This is a genomic window from Vibrio sp. SCSIO 43136 (assembly GCF_023716565.1).
In the GTDB taxonomy this organism is placed as follows: Bacteria; Pseudomonadota; Gammaproteobacteria; order Enterobacterales; family Vibrionaceae; genus Vibrio.
This window is the reverse complement of the sequence record NZ_CP071849.1, coordinates 834,720-858,289: the sequence shown is the minus strand read 5'-3', so window position 1 is coordinate 858,289 and position 23,570 is coordinate 834,720. Positions and strand designations below refer to the sequence as shown.

General features: G+C 43.2%; 20 protein-coding genes, 1 pseudogene and 1 riboswitch. Of the genes and pseudogenes, 9 read left to right on the top strand and 12 right to left on the bottom strand.

Annotated elements, in window-relative coordinates; genetic code table 11:
• Positions 1-45: 45 nt before the first annotated feature.
• The 5 genes and pseudogenes from tenA to thiD form a co-directional block, all read right to left on the bottom strand.
• Complete coding sequence (gene tenA, locus J4N39_RS18700) at positions 46-711, bottom strand: thiaminase II (protein WP_252026750.1); 666 nt, start codon at positions 709-711, stop codon at positions 46-48.
• Between the two features lie 11 nt (positions 712-722).
• Positions 723-1,670 (bottom strand): ABC transporter substrate-binding protein, encoded by a 948-nt coding sequence (locus J4N39_RS18695; protein WP_252026748.1) that lies wholly within the window; start codon positions 1,668-1,670, stop codon positions 723-725.
• Between the two features lie 36 nt (positions 1,671-1,706).
• Positions 1,707-2,432 (bottom strand): annotated as a pseudogene (locus J4N39_RS18690) (ABC transporter permease); the annotation flags it as partial.
• Between the two features lie 76 nt (positions 2,433-2,508).
• Positions 2,509-3,261, bottom strand: a complete 753-nt coding sequence (locus tag J4N39_RS18685; RefSeq protein WP_252026744.1) for an ABC transporter ATP-binding protein — start codon at positions 3,259-3,261, stop codon at positions 2,509-2,511.
• Positions 3,251-4,096: a bifunctional hydroxymethylpyrimidine kinase/phosphomethylpyrimidine kinase gene (thiD, locus tag J4N39_RS18680; RefSeq protein WP_503064165.1), complete on the bottom strand. Its 846-nt coding sequence runs from the start codon at positions 4,094-4,096 to the stop codon at positions 3,251-3,253. The genes J4N39_RS18685 and thiD overlap by 11 nt, the downstream gene beginning before the upstream one ends.
• Positions 4,097-4,183: 87 nt before the next feature.
• Positions 4,184-4,294, bottom strand: a riboswitch (TPP riboswitch).
• A 337-nt stretch (positions 4,295-4,631) separates the two neighbouring features.
• Between thiD and ylqF the strand changes: the two genes are divergently transcribed.
• From ylqF to cqsA, 4 genes are all read left to right on the top strand, one after another.
• On the top strand, positions 4,632-5,576 hold the full coding sequence (gene ylqF / locus J4N39_RS18675) for a ribosome biogenesis GTPase YlqF (RefSeq protein ID WP_252026739.1): 945 nt from the start codon (positions 4,632-4,634) through the stop codon (positions 5,574-5,576).
• Between the two features lie 148 nt (positions 5,577-5,724).
• On the top strand, positions 5,725-6,519 hold the full coding sequence (locus tag J4N39_RS18670; protein ID WP_252026737.1) for an EAL domain-containing protein: 795 nt from the start codon (positions 5,725-5,727) through the stop codon (positions 6,517-6,519).
• 588 nt (positions 6,520-7,107) lie between these two features.
• Entirely contained in the window at positions 7,108-8,058 is a 951-nt protein-coding gene (locus J4N39_RS18665; protein ID WP_252026734.1) for a TDT family transporter, read from the top strand.
• A 191-nt stretch (positions 8,059-8,249) separates the two neighbouring features.
• Positions 8,250-9,428, top strand: a complete 1,179-nt coding sequence (gene cqsA, locus J4N39_RS18660; protein WP_252026732.1) for an alpha-hydroxyketone-type quorum-sensing autoinducer synthase — start codon at positions 8,250-8,252, stop codon at positions 9,426-9,428.
• Between the two features lie 47 nt (positions 9,429-9,475).
• Here the strand turns inward: cqsA and J4N39_RS18655 are convergent, their stop codons facing one another.
• Positions 9,476-11,533, bottom strand: a complete 2,058-nt coding sequence (locus J4N39_RS18655) for an ATP-binding response regulator (protein ID WP_252026953.1) — start codon at positions 11,531-11,533, stop codon at positions 9,476-9,478.
• Positions 11,534-11,721: 188 nt separating this feature from the next.
• Positions 11,722-12,144 carry an organic hydroperoxide reductase Ohr gene (gene ohr / locus J4N39_RS18650; RefSeq protein ID WP_252026730.1) on the bottom strand — a complete coding sequence of 141 codons (423 nt, stop codon included), beginning with the start codon at positions 12,142-12,144 and terminating at the stop codon, positions 11,722-11,724.
• 109 nt (positions 12,145-12,253) lie between these two features.
• Between ohr and ohrR the strand changes: the two genes are divergently transcribed.
• Entirely contained in the window at positions 12,254-12,697 is a 444-nt protein-coding gene (gene ohrR / locus J4N39_RS18645) for a transcriptional regulator OhrR (RefSeq protein ID WP_252026728.1), read from the top strand.
• 426 nt (positions 12,698-13,123) lie between these two features.
• Here ohrR and J4N39_RS18640 read toward each other — a convergent pair whose 3' ends face one another.
• From J4N39_RS18640 to J4N39_RS18630, 3 genes are all read right to left on the bottom strand, one after another.
• Positions 13,124-14,359, bottom strand: coding sequence for a type II toxin-antitoxin system HipA family toxin (locus J4N39_RS18640; RefSeq protein WP_252026726.1), 1,236 nt, complete (start codon positions 14,357-14,359; stop codon positions 13,124-13,126).
• Complete coding sequence (locus J4N39_RS18635; protein WP_252026724.1) at positions 14,352-14,627, bottom strand: helix-turn-helix domain-containing protein; 276 nt, start codon at positions 14,625-14,627, stop codon at positions 14,352-14,354. The genes J4N39_RS18640 and J4N39_RS18635 overlap by 8 nt, the downstream gene beginning before the upstream one ends.
• A 427-nt stretch (positions 14,628-15,054) precedes the next feature.
• Positions 15,055-16,248 carry an acetate/propionate family kinase gene (locus J4N39_RS18630; protein WP_252026722.1) on the bottom strand — a complete coding sequence of 398 codons (1,194 nt, stop codon included), beginning with the start codon at positions 16,246-16,248 and terminating at the stop codon, positions 15,055-15,057.
• 327 nt (positions 16,249-16,575) lie between these two features.
• On the opposite strand from J4N39_RS18630, the gene J4N39_RS18625 reads away from it, so the two are divergent.
• A complete protein-coding gene (locus J4N39_RS18625) occupies positions 16,576-18,177 on the top strand; it encodes a putative bifunctional diguanylate cyclase/phosphodiesterase (RefSeq protein ID WP_252026720.1) in 1,602 nt (533 codons plus the stop codon).
• Here J4N39_RS18625 and J4N39_RS18620 read toward each other — a convergent pair.
• Positions 18,174-18,806 (bottom strand): outer membrane protein, encoded by a 633-nt coding sequence (locus J4N39_RS18620; RefSeq protein ID WP_252026718.1) that lies wholly within the window; start codon positions 18,804-18,806, stop codon positions 18,174-18,176. The two genes, J4N39_RS18625 and J4N39_RS18620, sit on opposite strands and share 4 nt — an antisense overlap.
• Positions 18,807-19,078: 272 nt before the next feature.
• Here J4N39_RS18620 and phhA point away from each other — a divergent pair, with 272 nt between their 5' ends.
• From phhA to J4N39_RS18605, 3 genes are all read left to right on the top strand, one after another.
• The gene (phhA, locus tag J4N39_RS18615; RefSeq protein ID WP_252026716.1) at positions 19,079-19,867 is read left to right on the top strand and encodes a phenylalanine 4-monooxygenase; all 789 of its coding nucleotides are present in this window, start codon (positions 19,079-19,081) and stop codon (positions 19,865-19,867) included.
• A gap of 8 nt (positions 19,868-19,875) precedes the next feature.
• Positions 19,876-20,217: a 4a-hydroxytetrahydrobiopterin dehydratase gene (locus J4N39_RS18610; RefSeq protein WP_252026714.1), complete on the top strand. Its 342-nt coding sequence runs from the start codon at positions 19,876-19,878 to the stop codon at positions 20,215-20,217.
• A gap of 173 nt (positions 20,218-20,390) precedes the next feature.
• Positions 20,391-21,530, top strand: a complete 1,140-nt coding sequence (locus J4N39_RS18605; protein ID WP_252026712.1) for a GGDEF domain-containing protein — start codon at positions 20,391-20,393, stop codon at positions 21,528-21,530.
• Positions 21,531-21,542: 12 nt separating this feature from the next.
• Here the strand turns inward: J4N39_RS18605 and J4N39_RS18600 are convergent, their stop codons facing one another.
• Positions 21,543-23,495 carry a putative bifunctional diguanylate cyclase/phosphodiesterase gene (locus tag J4N39_RS18600; RefSeq protein WP_252026710.1) on the bottom strand — a complete coding sequence of 651 codons (1,953 nt, stop codon included), beginning with the start codon at positions 23,493-23,495 and terminating at the stop codon, positions 21,543-21,545.
• Between the last annotated feature and the right edge of the window lie 75 nt (positions 23,496-23,570).

The window sequence follows — 23,570 nt, the reverse complement described above, 5'->3', positions numbered from 1 at the left end:
AGGGCTTACCAATAAGGTAAACCCTTAGGTGTACTTTCAATGATATTAACTTTGTACATCAAGACCTTGTTGCCAAAACGCCACTTCCATTCGTGTCGCTGTCTTGAAGATATGGCACAGATGCTGACCACGTTCGCTATTGATATCGATTTCTTCTAGCAGCTTGTTGAAATACTCTGCACTTTCCATTGCACCTGTTTGGAATTCTTCACCACCGTAGAGTTCAATCCAACTGCGGTAAGGGTTGCCTTCAAGTATCGTCGCTTCACTCTCTTTAAGTGCTTTTCCGATAACGGCATAACCGATGGAACATGGCGCCAGTGCGGTATAAAGATCAACAAGATCACCGGTCATTCCAGCGTCGAGCACATAACGCGTATAAGCGACCGTACCAAAGTCTTCTTGCTCGGCTTCCAAGTCCGTCTCCGTCAAACCCCACTGACCGCAATAGCTGACGTGATGCGCAATTTCAGAATCCAGCAGAGCGTGAACACTTGGTAGTGCCTTGCGCATATCCGCTAGTGTTTTGGCTTTGTAGATAGCCAAAGCGTAAGCGCGAGCGTATTGCTTAAGAAACAAGAAATCTTGTTTAAGGTAATGCAAAAAACAAGGCTGCTCTAAGCTACCAATAGCTAGTTGCTTTACAAAAGTATGCTCGGTGTAGTCTTGCCAGTCTTGCTCACAGGCATTAATCAGGTCTTGATACTTCATTCTTCCTCGCCTTAATCAAATGATGGCACGTAGTCTTTAGCTTTTGGCAGGCTCTTAATGATGCCCTTGTCGTACATGAACTGGGCGTAGTCGTCGTAACGCTTCAAGTCAACCGCTGAAGGACGCAACGCAAAGCGGGTTAAAGTGTCATTCCATGCTCGCTGATTCAATTCATTGTTAAGCGTATCTGGTGAATATGCGACAAACTCATTCCAAGAAGCCTGTGGATGATTGACGATGTAGGTGGTTGCTTGCTCTAGTGCTTTATTAAATGCTTTAAGTGTCTTCACATCGTGCGATTTGGCATTGGCAACAAACACTAGCTCATCATATGCTGGTACACCGTGCTCTTCTGGGAAGAAGGCTTTAGCTTTATAACCTTCTAACGCCAACTGGTTGGTTTCAAAGTTTCGTAATCCGCCCCAAATGGCGTCAACCTTACCAGATGCCAAAGACGAAGATAGCGCCCAGCCAACATTGATAGTTTCTACATCAGTGAACTCAACGTTTTCCTGCGCCAGCATAGTGCCAATCGTGGCTTCTTCGTTACCTGCGATTGCGATACCAATCTTTTTGCCTTTTAGATCGGCTAGTGAACCATTCTTGCCATTGTCTAGCACCATCAATGTGTTTAATGGCGTTGCAATAAGAGTTGCAGCGCGAACCAAGGGTAAACCCTGAGCAACGTCCATAGTCAAACTCGGCTGATATGACACCGCCAAATCCACACGACCAGCAGCCACCAGCTTGGCTGGTGTACTTGGGTCAGCAGGTTCTTGGATCTCAACTTCGATCCCTTGCTGTTTAAAGTAGCCACGCTCTTTAGCAATCACAATCGGTCCGTGATTTGGATTAACAAACCAATCAAGCATCAAGGTGACTTTCTCTTGTGCAACGGCATTGGTTGTAAATGTCGTCACTGCAATGGCGAGCGCTGTAGCGATCGTTCCTTTTTTCATTTTTCGATTTCCTATAAGGCTGTTTATTGTAGTTAATTAGCTGTTTTCCCATGGGATCAGCTTTTTAAGAAGTATGTCTGTCAGGTAATAAAGCGAAACGGACAGCAGCGCCAAAATAAACAGCGCCGCAAACATTTCATCGATGATCATTCGTGCATTGGCTTGCAGCATCAGATACCCCAACCCCTCGCTGGAGCCAACCCACTCTCCAACAACAGCACCTATAGGTGCGACGACCACTGCAACCCGTATGCCTGAAGCTAAAGTTGGCAAAGAAGCGGGTAGTTGGATGTGACGTAGTCTCTGCCACTTGGTGGCCCCCATGGTTTTAGCCAGATCAAGATAACCTGTTGGGGTGTTGCGCAAGCCGTCGTAACAGCAAGTGGTTACAGGAAAGAAAATAATGATTGCCGCCATCACCACTTTCGAAGCGATGCCATATCCAAGCCAAAGCATCAATACGGGAGCGATTGCAAACACAGGTACGGCTTGACTGGCAATCAAAATGGGTAGAAGCCATCGTTTAAGCGGTTCAAATAACAACATCTGTAGTGCAAAAAGCAGCCCCATTGATAAGCCCAAAGCCAGACCAAGTAAGATCTCCTGCGCAGTCACCCATGTGTGCTTAAGCAATACCTCTTGTCGCTCTATCAGTTTGCTAAACACCTCTAGAGGCGCTGGCAATATAAAACTTGGCAGCTCAAACATCACTACACAGCCCTGCCACAGGCCTAGAATGACTACACAACTGACAACTAACCGAACTAACGATTGATTAAAGCCTTTTGTTAGAGGCTGTGAAACTGTCTTGCTTGTAAGCGTTTGGTGTTCAGCCAAGTCATTCATGGTCACGCTCCAACACTTCTAAAATCTGCTGTTGTAAATGAGCGGTTTCTTCGCTGAGTTTTCTTGGCGTTTGACTTGAAGGCACACTGATAGATCCTGCCTTAGCTGGCATGCCTTCTAACACATACAATCTGTCTGCTAGTCGAACCGCTTCTTGGGGATCATGCGTGATCAACACTACGGTTTTGTCTTTGAGTAGCTGATGTGCAAGTGTTTGTAATTTATGACGATTGACTGCATCAAGCGCTGAAAAAGGTTCATCCATTAACACAACTGGCTTGTTCTGCATTAGCGTTCTCGCTAAAGCAACCCGCTGACGCATCCCTCCTGACAATTTGTCTGGTGTAGCTTCTAGGTATTCAGACAAGCCCACGAGCTCAATCAGTTGAGTAGCTTGGGATCTAGCGTCGAGATTCGCAGACGCACTAAAACGCTCTCCAAGACAAACATTGTCTATCACGCTGAGCCACGGCAGTAACAGGTCTTGCTGCGCCATATACGCAATGCGATCATCTACAGGAAGTTGATCACAAGTAGATAATTGCCCCTGCCAATGCACTTGCCCTTCAAGTAGACCCGCTAGATAACGTAAGATCGTGGTTTTGCCACAGCCGCTGCGACCAAGCAGCACTGTCCATTGGCCGGAGTCTAGCTTTAGATTCAATCCCTCTAGGGTGGCGATATTTGAATTTTGGTAGCGCAAATACCCATCGCTGATTTCTATCGAAACCGAGTTAGCGGACATCGGCATGACCTTTGAAGAAGTGATTTACTGGGCCGTGCCCTTTGCCCACCTCAAGCTCGTCTGCATGAGCTATCGCTTGAGAAATATAAGATTTACCCAGCGATACTGCCTGGTCGATAGGATTGCCATGAGCCAGATAAGAAGCAATCGCCGAGGAAAGCGTGCAGCCCGTGCCGTGGGTATTTTTGGTTGCCACTCGTTTGGCGCTAACTAAGGTTGCTGAATCAGACGTAATCAATAGATCATTACTGTTTTCGTCCTTATCTAAATGGCCGCCTTTTAATAACACCGCCGTAGCACCAAGTGCTCGCAAATCAGAAATCATCTCCTGCATTTCAGATTCGCTGTTAGGGACTGGCAAGCCCGTCAAAGCCGCACCTTCGGGTAAATTGGGAGTGATGATATCTGCAAGAGGCAGCAATTCTTGCTTGAGAGTGCTAATCGCTGCCTGTTCAAGAAGCAAATCACCACTTGTCGCAACCATCACTGGGTCAACCACGAGATAGTTTGGCTGGTACAGGCGAATTTTATCTGCGACCACTTTGATGATATTAGAGTCAGCTAGCATTCCGATCTTTACTGCAACAACGTTGAGATCGGTAAACACCGCATCTAGTTGGCTTGCCACGTGGTCCAAGGCAATAGGAAAAATGGCAGAAACGCCTTGAGTATTTTGAGAAGTAATTGCAGTGATAACTGAGCACGCATAGCTGCCAGTCGCAGAAATCGCCTTAATATCGGCTTGAATGCCAGCGCCGCCGCCACTGTCTGATCCTGCAATGGTAAGAACGATAGGAGTACGAAGAGTAGAGTGTTGCGTCATGTGGTTTTCCATTTCTTTCAGACATAGAAAACCATAACGACCCAAGCCTAAATACGTGCGACAACACTGCAGGCGCAGCGGTATAAATACACTCTAGGCTTGGTGATGCTAATAGTTCCCTACGTCAGTGCTAACTGAATCAGGTTCAACGGGTCTCGAAATCGATCTCAGCAAATACAATAAGTTGCATTTGCCCCCCGACTATTTCGCTCAATAGTAGCAGCAGTTTACGGTGGCGCACACCCTTAAATGTGACTTTTTCTCATTTAATTGCTAGTCCAGCCCTGACGTTGGTGACAATTTACACAGTATTTATTACCTCCTTGTCTTTGCGATAAAGCAAGCTCTTTAAATAATAGTGATAGCCCGAGTCTGAAAGACTAATCCCTTATGGCATTTCAGCAATTTACATAAAATGTTACTATGATCACAGCAAACGCTGGTTAAACTCGCATTTTTATATTCCCTGCTTTCTCTTAGTTCGTTTTTGAGGCGGAAATAGGTGGTTATTACTAGCAAAATCAAAAACCAAAGGTAAATTTTTCAAATGGTTAACAACACTATTCAGTGGTTTCCTGGTCACATGCATAAAGCACGTAAAGAGATCGAAGAAGCCGTTCCTACCATTGATGTCATCATCGAAGTACTAGACGCACGTATCCCTTTTAGTAGTGAAAACCCGATGATCTCTCAAATCCGTGGTGATAAGCCGGTGGTCAAAGTGCTCAACAAGCGCGACTTAGCTGACCCTGAGATGACCCAAGTTTGGATTGACCATCTTGAGAAAGAAAGCAACGTTAAGGCGATGGCGATTACTACGACCAACCAAAATGAGGTAAATAAGATCCTTGAGTTGTGCCGTAAGCTTGCTCCTCACCGTGAAGAGATTGGTAAAAACATTCGTACCATGATCATGGGCATACCTAACGTTGGAAAATCTACCATTATCAATACCCTTGCTGGTCGAACGATTGCTCAAACAGGTAACCAACCGGCCGTTACCCGTCGCCAACAGCGCATTAACCTACAAAATGGCATCGTGCTATCGGATACTCCGGGGATCTTGTGGCCAAAAGTAGAAAACCCTCACAGTGGTTTTCGTCTGGCAGCAACTGGGGCGGTAAAAGACACGGCAATGGAATACGACGAGGTTGCTTTTTATACCGTTGAGTATTTGGCCAAAGCTTATCCAGAGAAACTCAAAGAGCGTTATCAAATCGAAGAGTTGCCAGAGTCTGATTTGGAGCTAATGGAAGCGATTGGTTCAAAACGTGGTGCACTAAGAGCTGGTGGTCGTGTTGACTTGCATAAAGCCTCTGAAATACTTCTACATGAACTCAGAAATGGCACTTTAGGTCGAATCACTCTAGAACACCCAGAGATGATCACTGAAGAGCTAGTTCAAGTTGAAATAGAGACTGCAAGAAAGGCCGAAGAAAAAGCCAAGAAGAAAGAAGAACGCCGTAAACGCTATCTTAAAAACAAACGATAAGTCAAAAGGAGGCGCACGCCTCCTTTTTTGGGTCCATATCAAATCATTTACCATTATTAACAAAAATCTGATGCTTAGAGGTCGTAATTTATTAATTTGAGTTGTAAAATAAGCGTTCTTTTGGCATTTTGTTTTATGGCGAACCTTAATGATTTTTAGTCGACAAGAGCAGTTTGAGCAGTACTTTTCTGTTGATGAGCAAGGTCTATACAGCATTGATTATAAGCTTTGGAAACTGAGTAGCTGTTTTCAAGCCATTTACGATCGCCATAACAAACTCGTCGGATACGAAGCGTTAGTCAGAATCAATCAACGAAACTGTAACACCCCTATCACCCCAGATGTGTTCTTCCACACCAAAAGCTATGATCTTCAAGACCGAATAAATGTCGACCGTCTTGCTAGGGCGATGCATATCCGCAATTTTGCCCAATCCAACAAGTCACATCTAAAGCTGTTCTTAAATATGCTTCCTGCAAGTACCGAATCAGCACCGAGCAACCCATCAAGCGTTGATTTGATCAATCGTCGCTTAAAAGAGTTAGAAATCAGTAACCAACAGTTAGTGATGGAAATCGTTGAACAACATGCTTTGAATGAAAACCGTCTAGTCGGCGCTGCAAACCACTTACGCGAGCACGGATTTGGTGTGGCTGTTGACGACTACGGGAGCATGGCATCGACAGCTCAACGAGTTGCAGCCCTTCAACCGGATATCGTTAAAATAGACCGTGGATTGCTAAAGAAGTATATGCAAGGGAATGTGGAACCTCTCTACCACGCATTACAAGTCGCTCAACAACATGCATCGGCCACTGTGATAGAAGGAATTGAAACACCAGAACAATTTTCGGCGATGCTTGCGCTAAATATCGATTATTTCCAAGGGTATTTTTTAGCGAAACCCAAACCTCTAGGATTAGAAACGGTTCAAGTCGCTTAACTAGGGCGTGTTGACCTTGTGATAACTTTAATTTGACAACAAACAAAAAGGCGCACTATGAAAGCGCGCCTTCCTCCTCGTTACTCATATCGTGAGTTTGCGATCAGGGCTACATCGAGCCTAACTAAAAACGAGGTATTGAATATCTATTCTAAGATTCCTTCCAAATTGTGGTAAAGCAACCTTTACTCTCCTTATTGCAGATATGTTTGCCTTACGGCTTAACTATGGCACAACAGCACCGTATTTCAAGTTAGTGCAGCAATAATGACTAGAATTTGAACCCACTTCACAGCGATATTCCTTCCAGTTCTTACTACTTGAGCTGCATATTTGAAAAAGTAATTTCCATAATTACGACTGGGATTATGTTGCTTACCCGCTATACTTTAAGCCGAAGAAGTCATAGAACCTAGTGTGCAAGACCAGCAACTCATTCATCTTAATCGTTAACTTTCATGTAAGTTATGTTTTCAAACCAATCGGAAAGAAATCTCTACATAACCATAACTAGATTAAGTTTTTTACTGCGTTTTTTACTAGATCCGCTATAGTTCACCTAAAATTTTGCGCAAACAAGGACCCACATTGAACTGGCTGCCTAAATACCGTACACCTCAAGTTCCCCTATCCCAGTCATCTCTAGCGCTGGGAATCATAGGTTTAGGCCAAGCTTGGAGTTTATATCACGAAGGATTTAGTACCTGGCTACGTCCGTTATGTGCGTTTATTGGCTTTTGTTTGCTGTTGCCCGTAATTTTAAGGTATTTCACCAGTTATTCTCGATTTATTGCTGAGATTCGCCACCCTCTAAGCGGTAGCTTGATGGCCCCTATCAGCATGGCAGTACTGATACTATGTGACTATTTGGCGCTCGTTTTGCCAACGCTAGCCTTACCATTATGGGTACTTGCGTTAAGCATGCATTTCACCATGCTCTGTTTCTTCTTTTTCTTCCAAATTCGTTCGTTCAAGATATCTAATATCGTTCCAAGCTGGTTTCTCTACCCGGTGGGGATGATCAGTAGCTCGTTGGCCGGTTCGCAACTAGGAATGAATGAGTTTTCCGAAACCATCGCAATGACATGTATCACCATCTATTTCTTTATGCTTCCTTTGGTTCTATACCGTCTAGTGTTTGCAGGTAGCCTGCCAAGACGCGCCAAACCGACGCTCGCTATTATGGCCGCCCCTATTAACCTAACATTAGCGGCATATATGGTTAACTTCTCTTCACCTGATCCTGTCTTAACTGGGGCTCTTGCGGGCATTGCAATGACGATGACCATGTTGATTTATCTTTGCTACATCCCACTACTTAGACTCAGGTTTCAACCTTCCATTGCTGCAGTGACTTTTCCATCGGTGATAAGCGCCATAGCAACCCACCACCTTACAGAGTGGTTTAAAACCGAGTTTCCTCAATGGTTTTGGTTACGCAATTTCGGACTAATCGAGTTGCTGATTGCTACAGGCATGGTGATATGGGTATCCACCAACTATTTTAAAATGTATAAAAATAGAACTCATATCGTATAGCATTTTGTTTGTAGATCAACGAACTGGACTCCCTAAAGCCTAGGAACTCCTGCTCAATATTAAATACAGAATAGTCAATAATGATAAGGTGTGCAAAATAATAGTATTTGTTTCATGACAACTAAGTTCATATGTTCGATAACTAGTTTGTCAGCTGACTCATAGTTATTTTCAACAATGAGTAAATACAAATGAATACTAATACTGCACTACCTAAACCATTGCCAAGTTTTATTAGTGATCGCTTAGACACTTATTTACATCAACACATTGAATGCCGCAGTAATGCGCAGCATCTAGTGCACGGGTTGGAGCCTAATAAAGCAGATATAGTTCTAAGAAGTAACGATTACCTTGCTGTTTCAAATCATCCGAGCATTAAACAAGCTCAACTAGAATCGATCGAAAATGCTGAACATGAAATTGTCATGTCAGCAGTATTTGAGCAGAAATACACCGCAGAAGAAGAGAGCTTTGAGTATCAACTGAGCCAATACACAGGCTTTGAAAACTGCATTGTTACTCAATCTGGTTGGGCTGCAAACGTTGGACTACTGCACACCATTGCCAACGAATCAACACCCATATATATCGACTTCTACGCACATATGTCGCTATGGCATGGTGCTGAGAATGCTAAAGCACCAGTGCACTCCTTTATGCACAACAAAATCCACCATCTCAAGAAGCTACTTGAACTTCATGGGCCTGGTATTATTATTGTCGACTCGGTTTACAGCACAATCGGTACAGTATCACCGCTACGCGAGGTGGTCGCATTAGGTAACTTGCACGGCTGCGCAATTATAGTCGACGAATCCCACTCTCTTGGAACCCATGGCCCGCACGGCTCAGGCCTAGTTGCTGAGCTGGGATTAACAAGCAAAGTAGATTTTGTCACTGTGAGTCTCGCCAAAGCTTTTGCCTATCGAGCAGGTGCAATTTTGTGCCATGAAAAGATGCAACGATGGTTACCATTTACATCACTACCCGCTATTTTCAGCTCAGCACTTCTACCACATGAACTGGAAACGCTCAAAGCTACATTAAGTTTAATTAAATCCAGCGACGAGAGAAGAAACAAGCTATTTAAACAAGCAACGCATTTAAAACAAGGTCTGGAAGCACTCGGATACCGAGTCCAAAGTCAGTCCCAAATAATAGCTATTGAAACAGGGACCGAGGAAAAAACTGAACAAGTTCGCGACTATTTCGAGAAACATGGATTATTTGGGTCAGTATTTTGTCATCCAGCTACACCTAAGAATAGAGCTATTATACGGTTATCTCTTAATTCAGGTGTGTCCGATCGGGATATAGACAATATTTTAACGATTTGTAGCCAAGCGAAATCAGAAGGGGTTATGTAAAAGCCGTAGGAGCCTTAATAAAGGCTCCTATTTTATTAGATAATTAACTAAACCCAAGTTGATACTTTATTTATTAGAACATCTTTAGAAGCAGGCTTTAATATGTAGTCATTCATACCGCTTTCAGCGATTGCTTTCAACGTATCTTCACACTTTTCCCCAGTAAAACAAATGATAGGTATTTCTTTACCTTCATAAGAGTACTGTCGTTCACGAATGGCCTTGGTTGTTTGAATACCATCCATCTCTGGCATTTCCAGATCCATCAAAATGATGCTGACGGGGTTGGATTTAAGTAACTGCAAAGCGGTTTTACCATTTTCTGCTTGCAGCACCCGGTAGCCTTGCCGCTCTAACAGTGTCGAGCTGTAGATACGTAAAGAGGCATTGTCATCAACGATAAGTACGGTAGGCAGCACATTGCCTTGCGGGATAGGTTTAGTGGTGGCTCTCGAAACTGCGGTTGATTCCTCAAACAATAACTTGTCCAGTTTAACCGCAAGAGTCTGACCAAAGGTGTTAATCTCCATCAGCTCATAAGGCAAAATGCGATTTAACTTAAAGCAATCAAGTATGTTGCCAGAATACAAATAAACAATTTTTCCTTCAAAGTTGCACAACAATCGCTCAAGTGCGGAGAACTGAGTTGGTTTATCGGTATATATACTAAGATCTATAAGCAACACATCTTGCTTGAATTCGTATTCATTAACCCGAGCTAGATCTTCTATTGACTCTAATTGATAGCCTGAGAAGAAAGCATGCGACTGCAAGGCGCTCAAGGTACTATTTTTATGGCCGATATATGCAATTTGTTTATCTTTAATTAAAGACTGCTTGATATCGAAAACAGCCTCCGAGTTGTACTTGGGAAAGACAAGATGGAACGAAGTACCAACCCCTATATGACTTTCGCATTCAATATCTCCATTAAATGCTCGCATCACTTTACGACAAAACGGAAGACCTAGGCCGAAGCCACCTTTTTTACCTGTGGTGTAAAAGTCATCAAATACCTGTTTGACCGTGTCTTCATCCATTCCCGGTCCAGTATCAATAACGCTGATCACATTTCGATCATCTTCGATCGAGAGCGTCACATTGATCGTGAAATCCGGGTTCATCTTGTAGTAATAAGCGTTCTTCAATAAATTGAAAATTACATATCGAAGCAGAACTTCACTGCCAAAAAAGTCATCATCGTGGTGATACTCAAGATGGATCATGGCACGATCAGCCTTGCCCACATAGTGGAAAGAGTTGATCGCAAGCTCCAGACTTTCACCCAAGCGATAGCGTTTAAACGTCCCCGTCGATAGTTTGTGCTCATCTATAGAAGTAAGCAACAAACTGATGGTTTCATTACCCTTCTCTATCACTGATAGAGAATCTTCCAAGATGACATTAATTTGATCCAACTGCGTGGCATCGATTTGATAAGTATCTGATAGATGCTGAGAGTTACGTTCTGGTAGCAAGTGCTTAACGACTTCGAGTGAACTGTATACTGCGCTAAGCGGATTACGCATTTCATGAGCAATTCCTGCCCCAAAAGACTTGGCTAACGAAACTTTCGATTCGTGCTCTGCTTGATTGCGGTAGTGGAACAAGGTTCCAAAAATATAGGTGAACGCCAGTATAGGTAAGTATGTCCAATCTAACGTTAAGCTTAAGTCCGCCTCTCCAAAAAAGTAGGCAGCAAAGTAAGAAGCACTATAGGCAGCAATACTTTGAAGAAATACTATGCGTGTATCATAAATCAATAAGATCTGCAGGAAGATCCCTGACATTAAAGACATCACCCATACGATGGACCATTCGTTCATGAGCATCATGAAAGAGAAAAAGAATGGGATACATACACCCAGAGATACAATGTAGTAAACATGCTGGAGGCCTTTGAAAAAGACCGGCATTTGCTTGCGAAGCAGAATTGGAAGCAGCAAAACAGCGCAGCATAGCCTTAAAGGTAAATTTTCGTACCCGGACGGCGTTAACATCTGCCAAATTAAGTAATAGAGCGGATAACCGAATATCCCCATCAAAGCTACGATGGTTAAATTAGGCTCTGCATACTCATATATCTTTTTAGCCCTACTTAACATCTGCCACACTAGTCAACTAAGTGAATTTATTATTTATGATCTAGTTATAGCACAGTGATTGCATATCAACATTAGATAGTCGAATAAGATGTTATTTGGTTCAAACATTTTTAAAAACTAGAATTTTTTCGACTAGATGTACGCTAGGCGCAGAGTTTAATCTTGCCTAGCGTCAACAACTTACGGATTTAAACTGGCTCACCATTGACTGTTAGTTTCACATCAATATTGCCTTTAACCGCATTCGAGTATGGGCAAACTTGATGAGCCACTTTAACCAGCTCTAGTGCATTTTCTTGTGCCATATCTAGTGTTACGTCAAGGCTGACGGTCAAAGCGAAGCCACCCGCACTATTTGGGCCAATGCCTACCGTTGCTGCAACTGGCGCATTTTTCAGTTCCACTTTACCTTCGCGAGCAACGTGTAAAATTGCGTTAGAAAAACACGCTGAGTAACCGGCGGCAAAAAGCTGTTCAGGATTGGTTGCATTCCCTGCCCCTCCCATTTCTTTTGGATATGCAAGGTCTACTGCCAGTAGGCCATCTTCAGTAGATACATGACCGTTACGACCTGCCTGGGCTGTTGCTTTAGTTGTGTATAGGGCTGACATATTGAATTCTCCATTATGATTACGCAAAATAATATTGTGCACAATATATCGACTTGGTAATGAAATGCAAGTATATTGTGCACAATGTTTTACTGTTCGTGAGAAAAGAATGGCTAATACCAGCTGTACCCCAGACAATCTTAAGTTAGAAAACCAGATTTGTTTTGCGCTCTATAGCGCAACCAATGCAATGACGCGAGCATATCGCCCTTTGCTCGATGAGTTAGATCTTACGTATCTCCAATACCTTGCGATGATGGTTTTGTGGAGCGAGGACGGAATCAATGTCAAGGAACTAGGCAAAAAACTGAACTTAGACTCGGGCACCCTAACCCCATTGATGAAACGGCTAGAAAGCAAAGGCTTAGTCAATCGTCGCCGCGGTGATAGTGACGAACGAGTTAGAAATATGTTTTTGACCGAGCAAGGTCTAGCATTGAAAGATAAAGCTGAGTCTGTACCTGAAAAGCTACGCTGCCAGGTTCAATTACAGGATGATGAGCTGCTCTCTCTTAAGAAGATGTGTGAGCAACTGACTAATAATCTAAAATAAGCATTGTTTTGTAACACGGGCACTCAATGCTCTGACCAAAAAACGTACAATCCGTTACAAAGCTATCCTTGTTCACAACTGTCATGTGATCCACTATCAGTAAGGCACAAATAGATATAGGAGACATACTATGACTCTCATCCTTACTGTACTGATTTTTCTGAGTTGCGTGGCGATGTTATCTATCGGAGTGGTTTTTTCTCGACCAGCCATCAAAGGAAAGTGCTGCGTTCCTAGTGAGATCACCAAGATCGAATCGAAGCTAGAAGCAAAAAAGAACAGATAGCTTTTAACACCCAAACACAAAAAGGCCGCCAACGAAACGCTAGCGGCCTGTAAAATACCGCATGGTAACCATGGTAACAACGGTGTCTCGAAGAATAGAAAATACGTGGAAACTAAGCAGCTTCCATTGAGCAGTAATGCTTACAGCGACTTGTATTTTTTCACCATATCCTTGTCAATTTCCTTGATTAAGTTAGGAGCCAGACCCAGATGTTTAGCCTCGCGGCTAAACGAGCGCGTTGTTTCAAATATTTCCTCTGCCATCACCATAATCGCCTTCTTTGAAGATAATCCTGATTGAGCGGCTAACTGATCTAGCGCACTTTTTGGTGTTCGGCCATTACCATTAAATGCTGTCATATGTTCTTTATATGAATTAGGGCTGTAAACAATGTCGTAGAAAGGGGATAACGTCCAGTTATCACTGTCAGAGGCTAGGAAACTAAAGTTCTTACTGTGATCATCTTGGTTCACTGTTAGGTAATTAAACAGACAGCGCTGGACTACCTTCTGAGACTCAGTGACACAGCACATGATGCGTGTCGCTTTAACTAAATCCACATAGTCCAATGAAGGTTCTCTAAATGGTGCATCTAACAACCCACAAGCAGAAATCATGTGGAGTCGCCCCCCCTGATCTGTGCAATCAAATCGTTCCTGCTCCAGCCAAAATCGTCCGTTACCTGCATCTATTAAATCGAAATTAGGAACCTCAATACCGACATTGCGGGCCATCTGCATATAGCAATATTCAACAAGAGATTCCGAGTGCTTCAGGTCAAATTTTTCAGATGTCAGCTTTACGATAAGCTTTGTTCCAATTGCACCATCTAATGTCGAATATTCACCATTAGATAGGCATGTGACGTTCATTTTTGGCCTAGCACCACCTGATCCACCAGTTTTCATCAAATGTTCGAGCAGAGCAGATTCAGTACCTTCAAACTCTTCAATTGCAGCTCGTCCAAGTGTAATCATATCAATCGATCCCTTGGTCTCATCAAGTAAACCTAACACAGGCTCATAACTCAATGCCCCCATGCATCTGTCCCCTAGGTAAGCCAAGCGCTCTAAGGCAGTAATTTCCTTCGGGTTATGACCATTTTTTCTAAATACACGGTCCATCAGATAAAGTCCCCAACCATCAGGAAGACTATCTCCAAATACTCCGTGAATACCGTAATGTGGTGCTCTAGGTGCCACTTGCAGACTGGTATCTGCCTTTAAATTGAACGGAGCCAAAGAGGTCGAATGAACATTTAAGTAAGCCTCATCAAACTGAAAATAACTATGTTTATTGTTTTCAGCGAGTCTGCCGACAACGACTTTTTCACCAGAACTGAGCGTTCGCTTTACGGTTAGGGCTGACTTAAGCATGTCGAAGCACATCCTCTATCGTTCTAAATTCAGGCTCTGACGACTTTGTCAGCTCTTTCACTTTTTTCAAATCTGCCACTGTTTCATATAGCATTAGAAATTGGCGTAAAGAAATGTTGCCTGTTGACTCAAACTTTCGGATCGTCGCATAAGGCACGCCAGAGAGATCAGCCATCTTTTGAACGCTGAGTTTGTCTTTTTTCCGAGCAGATTTGATAAACTCTTTGAGATCCATCTGTACGTCATAGGCAGTATGAAGAGATAACATAAGCCCCTCGAAGATTGCCACTATAATAGCAAATATAGTAGCATATAAGCATGCAATTGTTACTATAGTAACAAACTATAACGCACTCATCGTTACTATAAAACTTAATGACAAAACACCCACCACAGCAATAGAAGCAATTCACCTTTATAAGAGCAAATTTAGCAAGATCACTTATATTATTGCCACTATAGTAACAGAACTAAGTGGCAAGAGAGGCATATACCTGATGTTTTCAAGTTGAGCGTTAACCACCGACATGTTTTTCAGTCAACCATTAATGGGAAGTGCAGCACGCCTGAAGAGTTCACTACGTTCGAATCTTGACGCAAAAAATCGCTCTTAGTTTTGTGCAAACACAAAAAAGGCCACCAACAAAACGCTGGCGGCCTGAAATCTAATCTAAGAGTGTGCTTGGAAGTTTAGATCAGATAAGTGCAACTGATTGAGATGCGATAACGAACTCTTCGTTGGTTGGGATAACCATCGCAACAGCATCTAGCAGTTCAGACTTGGCGATAACACCAGAAGCGCCAAAACGAGCGTCTTCGTTCGCTTTCTCGTCTTCAACAAAGCCTAGAAGGCTTAGGTTGTTTAGGATCTCACGACGAATGTCTAGTGCGTTTTCACCAATACCACCAGTGAAGATGATTGCATCTAGGTTAGATAGTGGGATCATGTAAGAACCGATGTACTTAGCTACGCGGTAAGTAAATACCTCAAACGCCAACTTAGCACCTTCGTGACCTTCAGCCATCGCTTCTAGGATGCCACGAGCATCCGAAGTTAGACCAGATACACCTAGGAAACCAGACTTCTTGTTTAGAGTTTCAAAGATTCGGTCTGCAGACCAACCTTTTTTGATTAGGAACTCGATTACGCCTGGGTCAAGGTCACCAGAACGAGTACCCATCATTAGGCCAGCTAGAGGAGTAAAGCCCATAGAAGTATCAACAGACTCACCGTTTTCGATTGCACATACAGATGCGCCGTTACCTAGGTGAACTGAGATGAAGCTAGATTCTTCTACTGGCTTATCAAGCATTTTCGCAGCTTCACGGCTTACGAAGTAATGGCTAGTACCGTGGAAGCCGTAACGACGGATACCGTACTCAGAATATAGTTCGTTGCTGATTGCACCAGTAAATGCTTTCTTAGGCATAGTTTGGTGGAAAGCAGTATCAAATACAGCGAACTGAGGTAGTGTCGGGAAAGCTTCAACCGCTGCACGGATACCGATAGCACCAGCTGGGTTGTGTAGAGGAGCAAGGTCTGAAAGTTTCTCGATTTCAGCCGTTACTTCTTCATCAATACGAACTGTCTTAGTGAATTTCTCACCACCGTGTACGATACGGTGACCAACAGCAACAAGGTCGCTCTGTAGGCCAAGCTCTTCCGTTAAACCAACAAGTTTGCTGATTGCAATCTTGTGGTGGCTGTCGTCGCCTTCGATAGCGATTTCAGTTTTCTCACCGTTAAATTTCCAGCTCATGCGAGAATCTGGAAGACCAAAACACTCTCCAAGACCTGATAGTACGTCATCGCCAGTTTTTGAGTCGATAACTGCGAATTTAAGTGAAGAACTACCAGAGTTAATTACGAGTACGTATGCGTTTTGCATGGATACAATTCCTGTGGGTACTTATTGGTCAGTTGAAAACTGTGTTCAACAAAAGTTGAGGTCTATTATTCAAGATTTTTTGAATGATTCAACTTTATTTAAGAAATAATACAAAAAGAATGGGGATTTTTTTGATCTAGGACAGGAAAGGTTTTTTTTTGCCCATCAAAAAATAAAAACACCATAAGCAAACGTTACCGTTTCAACTTTTTTTGAGCTGTCTCATTATGAAAACAGTTGAGATTCTCCTCTTTCACCTCGCCAAGTCTTTGCTACAGTTATAGTTAGAACAAATGCAGTGCGTCTATAACTAACAAGAGAAAGCGTATGGTACTGTTTGCCGATTTGATGGTCTTACTAGGGATTCTCGCCCTACTCGCCTCGTTAAAACCGTCATTAGCAATCTGTCGCAAAACTAACGAAATGGGTTGGCAACTGATGCTAATGCTCATTGGTTTGTTTATTGGTGGCTACTCCGTTTACATGGGGTATTTAATCACGCTCAGTCGCGCTTCCTACCTCGACATAGCGATGGCAACCATTCTCTTTTGCGGCAGCCTATTTGTATTATTTGTTACCCGTGCGTCGCTAGTATCGCTTGACCATACCGAAGCTGCGATTGAACGCGAAAGAAAGGCAGCACTATTAGACGCACTCACAGGCTTACCGAATCGCCTCAGTTGTCGCAAAAAAATAGAGCGCTACATCCGTCACGACCAACCTTTTTGTGTGATGCTCTTTGATGTAAACAACTTCAAAAGCGTTAACGATGCAATGGGTCATCAAAGTGGTGATCTATTGCTCAAGCAGATTGCTGACCGCCTTGCCGACATTTTGCCAGAAAAAGTATTCTTCGCTCGTATCGGTGGTGATGAGTTTGTCATTCTGTTAGAAACCAACGACATCAAGTTGGTGGAGCACTTTTATCGAGAATTGATCGAAGAGCTAAGTCCTCGTTTTGATTTGCAAGAGTTCTCGGTGCCCGTATCGATAAGTGTTGGTGTTAGCCTATTCCCCCACTTTAGTTCTACCCATGATGGGTTACTGCGCCAAGCTGACTCTGCTATGTATGAAGCGAAACGCACTGGCCAAGGCATGGCGTTTTACTCGAATGCGTTAGAGAATCGAGCCAAAGAACATCTTCGCATTGCCACCATGATCACCTCAGCGCTGCATAACCAAGAGTTTCAACTCTACTACCAACCTATCGTTAACACCAAAGAGCAAACCCTCTACGGTTACGAGGCATTGATCCGTTGGCCACAAGCTGATGGTAGCTTCATACCTCCTGACCTGTTCATTCCCGTTGCGGAGCGTTCTCATCTGATCCGCGATATTACCGATTGGGTAGTCGTTCAGGTCATGCTCGATTTGCATCTTTTTGCTAACCACGGAATTCATGCCAGCATCCACCTTAATTTATCTGCTCACGATCTTACCAGTCGAGATTTGCTGGATAATCTAAAACAATTGGTTGAAAGCGAACAGTTGGATTCCTCTCGAGTGGTACTTGAAGTGACAGAGAGCGATATGCTAAAGGACATCGACAACACCAAAGTGGTGCTGGATGAATTAAGAGTGATGGGATTCAAAGTGAGTCTTGATGACTTTGGTACAGGCTATTCTTCTTTAACCCTACTTCGCGAACTGGCGATTGACCAAATCAAGATAGACCGCTCTTTCGTATCAAGCATGCATATCAGCGAAGCCGACCATGCGATTGTGACCAGTTCAATCTCATTAGCCCATGGCTTGAACTGTACGGTGATTGCTGAGGGGGTTGAGCAAAGCGAGTTAATACGCCTTTTAGATCACGCTAATTGTGATTACGTGCAGGGCTATATTAACGGGAAAGCTCTGTCCATCGATGAAATTATCTATTGGACAGAGCAACATGAGCTGAAGATGGTCTCTAGTCAATCGGCTTAGAAGCGATACCCGATTCCCGCAAATAGACCATAGACATCCGATTTGCCATCACCAATACTTCCATCGACGTTATTGTGGTTACCACGTAACTCACCACTAAATTCAAATCGATTAGGTAATTGGTATCTGAGACCTACACCCCACAAGTACCCAAGTCCAGAAACAGATGTTTTATCACTATCTTTGACGGGCTTTTTAGTAAAGTCTTGCATTTTTAAGTTGGCGTAAGAAGCGCCAGCAAATCCATATAAGGCAGTTCTATCCGTCAACATATAGCTGATTTTAGGTGCTAAGTTGAAAGTGACTGTACTGACTTCTTCGACTTGATACAGCACGTCGGTATCAGATTTCTTTTTAGAGTGATAGTGGATATCCAGCGATGCCAAGAAACCGATATAAAGGTCCTTATTGCTCGTCCAATGATTCTTTTCTGATGTGTAATCAATCGACAGCGCACGTCCATTTAGTTGGAAGTCTTTGTCACGAGTGATATCTGTTTTAAGTCTAGAAGCACCGACTTTAATCGCTAGCGCTCGGTAATGGCTATCGTCAAGTTCGCTTTGTGCGAAAGTAGCCGTAGAAAGAAGTGCCAGAAGTGAACCACCAGCGAGGATGACAGCTTTGTTCAAAGTATTAATTCCATCTAACGGTTTAGTGCATCTATTTGCCCTGATGTACCAAACCAACAAACATAATTGACAAACATTGTATTTTACACAAACCATTGATGGCACAAAGCACTACTCGACGCTCATAAGGAAAAACTTGCTAAAACCCCATCCTCCTCACACATATGTAAAGCATTTGTTACAGGAGGATTAAACTAAGATTCGTCATGAAATTCGACATCGCCACCTGCCACATCAATAGTTATATCAATAGATAACTTGAGGATTGTGACATGACGACACTTACTCAATACCAATCTAAGTCGCCTAATAGTCAAGGAATGATTGGTTGGAGCAGCCAAGAAAATCAAGTTTGGCATACCTTGATCACCAGACAACGCAAGCATGTTGAACAAAGAGCATGTCGAGAGTATTTGACGGGTCTTAACATTTTAAACTTGCCTTATGACCAGATCCCGCAACTTACTGAACTCAATCAAACCTTAGTGGCTGCCACCGGATGGCAATGTAAAGCGGTGCCAGCATTGATTAGCTTCGATACTTTTTTTGCCCTACTGTCACAAAAGCAATTTCCAGTAGCGACCTTTATCCGAACCGAACAAGAGCTCGATTACTTGGAAGAACCCGACATCTTCCACGAGGTTTTTGGTCATTGTGCGATGCTTACTCATCCTGCTTTCGCCGAGTTCACTCATAGGTATGGTCAGTTAGGTTTAGCCGCAACTCATGAAGAGAGAATATTTCTCGCAAGACTCTACTGGTTTACTGTGGAGTTTGGTCTTTTACAAACCAACGAGGGTATAAAGATTTATGGGGGTGGTATTTTGTCCAGCCCAGGAGAGACGCAATACGTATATTCAGGTACACCTATAATTAAACCTTTTGATGTTGTCGATGTCATGAGGACTCCGTATCGCATCGACATCATGCAACCGATTTATTTCGCCATCGAGCATATCGAGCAGCTTTTCGAACTGGCGAAGTGTGACCTGATGAAATGTGTACAACAAGCACAAGCATTAGGGCTTCATGACCCTCTTTACCCACCTAAACAACAATAGAGTAAATTATGACAGTAGATCTTCACTTACAAAGCTGTGAGGCCTGCAGCCCTGAAGCGACCCCACTTTCACCAGATACGCAACAACAGTTGTTATGTTCCCTCACCGATTGGGAAATTATTACTGTCGACGGCATAAATCGGTTACGCCGTCACTATAAATTCAAGAACTTTCGTCAAGCACTGGCATTCACAAACTCCATCGGTGCAATGGCCGAAGAGCAAGGACATCACCCCGGCATTTTGACAGAATGGGGCGCTGTCACTGTTGAATGGTGGAGTCATTCAATTAAGGGGTTACATAATAACGATTTTGTTTGTGCAGCAAAAACTGACGAGATTTTTGGCTAGAACCGCCAATATGACATACGCTATATCTCATATTGCCCACTTTATTGCCGAGGAGAACTGAAATTCTAATACTTTGGGTGTAGAATTTCGCTCCTTTACTACTCTCATGGCATAGGTCTGACTTTATCTTTTGAAATTTGAGCGAAGGGATAACTTCAGAATCTGTGATAATAATGAATCAAATTCCGCATCAAGTATTTGTTGAACGCTATAAACGCACGTTTAGTTATTTGCCACAGGCAACGGCTAACCATACGCTAGTTGGTGGCGGATTTTCGATCGCTTTGGCAACGCTGTCCTCGTTAGGTTGGATGAGTATTGTTTGGTATCTCATCCTATTGGTATGCATCGCCTCACGCTACTTTCATCAAAAATGGCTACTATCTCGAATTGACCAATTTGCCGAGCGTCACAACTTTTTTGATCTTCTTTTTGCGCTTACACCCACAATAAATGGATTGTGCTGGGGCGTGGTGGGCTACTTAGTACTGCAACTTAATCAGATTGATATCACTCTGGCTTCCATCATCGTGATAAGTGCGGTGGCTTTTTATGGCTTCCCATTCTTAACCCTCAGTCGTGCCAGCTATATCGGCTACTACGTCGCAGTGTTTCTTCCGATACTGATACATTTTGCCATTGCCCCCGAGGGTAAGTTGGTCAGCATTGTCATCTTCATTGGCTTACTGCATTTTGTGTTTTTCAACCGCTTCCTCTACAAACAGTCCACCAGCAGGATTCAAGACTACTTCCAACTTGAATCGTTACTCAATCGAGTCACTGAGACTGAACAGGCATTAAAGCGCCACTCGGAGCTTGATATGCTCACAGAACTGCCTAATCGTAGCCACTATCAAAAGCAGTTTAGAGCGATGCATTTCAAAGCAATTTTAAAAGAGTCCCCTATTGCTGTAGTGCTTATGGATATCGACCATTTTAAATCCGTCAACGACACACACGGTCACCTTACCGGCGACATCGCACTACAACAAGTTGCTAAAGTACTGAAACAGTTTGCGAATAAGAACGTCATATTAGGTCGATTCGGTGGAGAGGAGTTTATTGGGATAATCTATAACCCAAGCTCAGAGACCATTGATGAAACTCTGAATACCGTTAGACAAGCCGTTGAAGCTCAGCCGATTGAAAGTGAGAGTAAAGAGAAGCTACACCTTACAATATCACTTGGCGCAGTGATTACTAAGCCGAGTGTCAAAAGCACGATCAAAGACTACATTAAAGTCGCTGACCAAGCACTGTATGAATCGAAACGTCAAGGTCGCAATCGAGTAACCATCTTCAATCGACTGTAGAACCGTTGATGGCTATGCTTGAGCTTGTTGGTTTTGTCTTAAGAAATGCTTAACGTTCGAGGCTTCGATGGGTTTGGTAAAATAGTCACCCTGCAGATATGAAATACCAATGGCACTGAGTTGGTCGGCCTGCTCCTTAGTTTCTACACCTTCGGCCACGACAAGAAAGTTCAGCGATGATGCCATCTGAACCACTGCGTCTATGATACTCACCCCTCTTTCATCCATATTATGAATGAAACTCTTGTCGATTTTCACGATATCCACACCAATATCAAGCATACTAGATAACGAAGAATAGCCCGTCCCAAAATCATCTATCGATATTCGAATATCGAGTTTTTGCAACGCACTGATTGCTCGTAAAAAGGCCTGTTTATCATGAGCGAACACAGACTCCGTAATCTCAATATTTAATGCATTTGCTGGGAAGTTTACCCGTTCAAGTACGCATTTTATATTGTCTACAAATTGACGATCCAGCAGCTGCGACACCGACACATTGATACTGATAGTAAGTTTGGGATCTCTTGTAATGAAATCTTTCCCTTGCGAGCAAGCTCTTTCAACCACCCATAGGCCGATTTTTGAAATCAGACCATACTGCTCTGCAATATCAATAAGTTCTGTCGCAGATATCTCTTCTCCATTTACATTCCAGCGGATAAGCGCCTCTAATGACACGACCTCTCTGGTAGTTGCTTTAACTATTGGCTGGTACACCATACGCAGGTCATCTTGTTCTATCGCCTGTACAAGTAGCTCACTGAGTCTATGCTCTCTAACCACCTGATTACGCAAAGACTGGTCAAATATCCTTGGCAAACCTTTACGCATACGCTTTTGTTGATACATCGCCATATCTGCACTTTGGATCAACGTGTCAAGGTCATCCCCATGCTCAGGGTAGAGTGCGATGCCAATGGTAGCGCCAACGCTAGCACGAAAATTTTTAGCGATATGAGGTCGGCTTACTTGCTCAATGACCTGAGTTGCGAAATCATTTGGATCGTACCCATCACTGATTTTCTTTATGATCAGAAATTCATCACCACCCCAGCGACACTTGTTATTTGGGTCAGGGCAAAGTTCGCTAATACGATGCGATGTCTCTCTAATCACAATATCACCGACTTCATGCCCCAAACTATCGTTAACCTGCTTAAAGCCATCTAAGTCGATAAAAAACAAGACAAACTTCTCGTTGGAATGCGCTGCAATTTTTGTTGCAACGGTTGAAAAAAATGCTTTGCGGTTTAAGAAGTTTGTCATCGGGTCAATGCTCGAAAGCCGATATATTTTTTCGGTTCGCTCTTCTACTCGTTGCTCCATCTTTTCTAACAGTTCGGTGTTTTCAAAACGTAAACTGATAGCTTGCTCAGTGAACGTAGCAGATTTTGCCGACGACATAATCATCACAACAGCAAATAGTACACCGAGCACTCCAAGCGTTACGTAATACTCGGCTTGCGAAAACATGAGCACTAACGACAAGGGAATGATAAGAACTGCGCTGTAAAACATCGCAGTTCGCTTGCTTCCAGACAGTATGTTTGCAGCACCACCTGCCATCGCAGACATCAAGACTATCGTCGACGTAAGTTCGATAACGCTAGTGAAAGGATAAAAAGTGACGGCGTAACCACTCCACATTACTGCGGTTACTGCCACACCGACGCAAAATCTAACCCTATTGGAATCAATATTGACAAATTGTTCGTCAAGTGAACTCCGATGGTATCGAAATGCATCGATACTACGCACTAAAAGCAACACCATCATCAAGGCCCACCAAATCACTTTTCCTTCATCACCTTGTCCATCGAACCCGAATACCAATGCCGTGCTAGCAATAAAAGATATCGCTAGCCCACTTACAGTATTGGCGTAAAGCAGCCGAGTGGATTCAACTTTAGATTGATGTACTGTCTTGTTACTTGTCGTATTTTGGAGAGGGTCGGTCATGTTCCATTTCAACGTTGATAGCAATATAGAATGCAGCGTCAGTACTTAAAATACACTGTTGTTACATTACTCAAT

What these genes read in the sequence shown, in the direction of transcription:
- tenA (WP_252026750.1), bottom strand. Translation starts at nt 711, where the DNA reads ATGAAGTATCAAGACCTGATTAATGCCTGTGAGCAAGACTGGCAAGAC.
- J4N39_RS18695 (WP_252026748.1), bottom strand. Translation starts at nt 1,670, where the DNA reads ATGAAAAAAGGAACGATCGCTACAGCGCTCGCCATTGCAGTGACGACA.
- J4N39_RS18685 (WP_252026744.1), bottom strand. Translation starts at nt 3,261, where the DNA reads ATGTCCGCTAACTCGGTTTCGATAGAAATCAGCGATGGGTATTTGCGC.
- thiD (WP_503064165.1), bottom strand. Translation starts at nt 4,096, where the DNA reads ATGGAAAACCACATGACGCAACACTCTACTCTTCGTACTCCTATCGTT.
- ylqF (WP_252026739.1), top strand. Translation starts at nt 4,632, where the DNA reads ATGGTTAACAACACTATTCAGTGGTTTCCTGGTCACATGCATAAAGCA.
- J4N39_RS18670 (WP_252026737.1), top strand. Translation starts at nt 5,725, where the DNA reads ATGATTTTTAGTCGACAAGAGCAGTTTGAGCAGTACTTTTCTGTTGAT.
- cqsA (WP_252026732.1), top strand. Translation starts at nt 8,250, where the DNA reads ATGAATACTAATACTGCACTACCTAAACCATTGCCAAGTTTTATTAGT.
- J4N39_RS18655 (WP_252026953.1), bottom strand. Translation starts at nt 11,533, where the DNA reads ATGTTAAGTAGGGCTAAAAAGATATATGAGTATGCAGAGCCTAATTTA.
- ohr (WP_252026730.1), bottom strand. Translation starts at nt 12,144, where the DNA reads ATGTCAGCCCTATACACAACTAAAGCAACAGCCCAGGCAGGTCGTAAC.
- ohrR (WP_252026728.1), top strand. Translation starts at nt 12,254, where the DNA reads ATGGCTAATACCAGCTGTACCCCAGACAATCTTAAGTTAGAAAACCAG.
- J4N39_RS18640 (WP_252026726.1), bottom strand. Translation starts at nt 14,359, where the DNA reads ATGCTTAAGTCAGCCCTAACCGTAAAGCGAACGCTCAGTTCTGGTGAA.
- J4N39_RS18635 (WP_252026724.1), bottom strand. Translation starts at nt 14,627, where the DNA reads ATGTTATCTCTTCATACTGCCTATGACGTACAGATGGATCTCAAAGAG.
- J4N39_RS18630 (WP_252026722.1), bottom strand. Translation starts at nt 16,248, where the DNA reads ATGCAAAACGCATACGTACTCGTAATTAACTCTGGTAGTTCTTCACTT.
- J4N39_RS18625 (WP_252026720.1), top strand. Translation starts at nt 16,576, where the DNA reads ATGGTACTGTTTGCCGATTTGATGGTCTTACTAGGGATTCTCGCCCTA.
- phhA (WP_252026716.1), top strand. Translation starts at nt 19,079, where the DNA reads ATGACGACACTTACTCAATACCAATCTAAGTCGCCTAATAGTCAAGGA.
- J4N39_RS18610 (WP_252026714.1), top strand. Translation starts at nt 19,876, where the DNA reads ATGACAGTAGATCTTCACTTACAAAGCTGTGAGGCCTGCAGCCCTGAA.
- J4N39_RS18605 (WP_252026712.1), top strand. Translation starts at nt 20,391, where the DNA reads ATGAATCAAATTCCGCATCAAGTATTTGTTGAACGCTATAAACGCACG.
- J4N39_RS18600 (WP_252026710.1), bottom strand. Translation starts at nt 23,495, where the DNA reads ATGACCGACCCTCTCCAAAATACGACAAGTAACAAGACAGTACATCAA.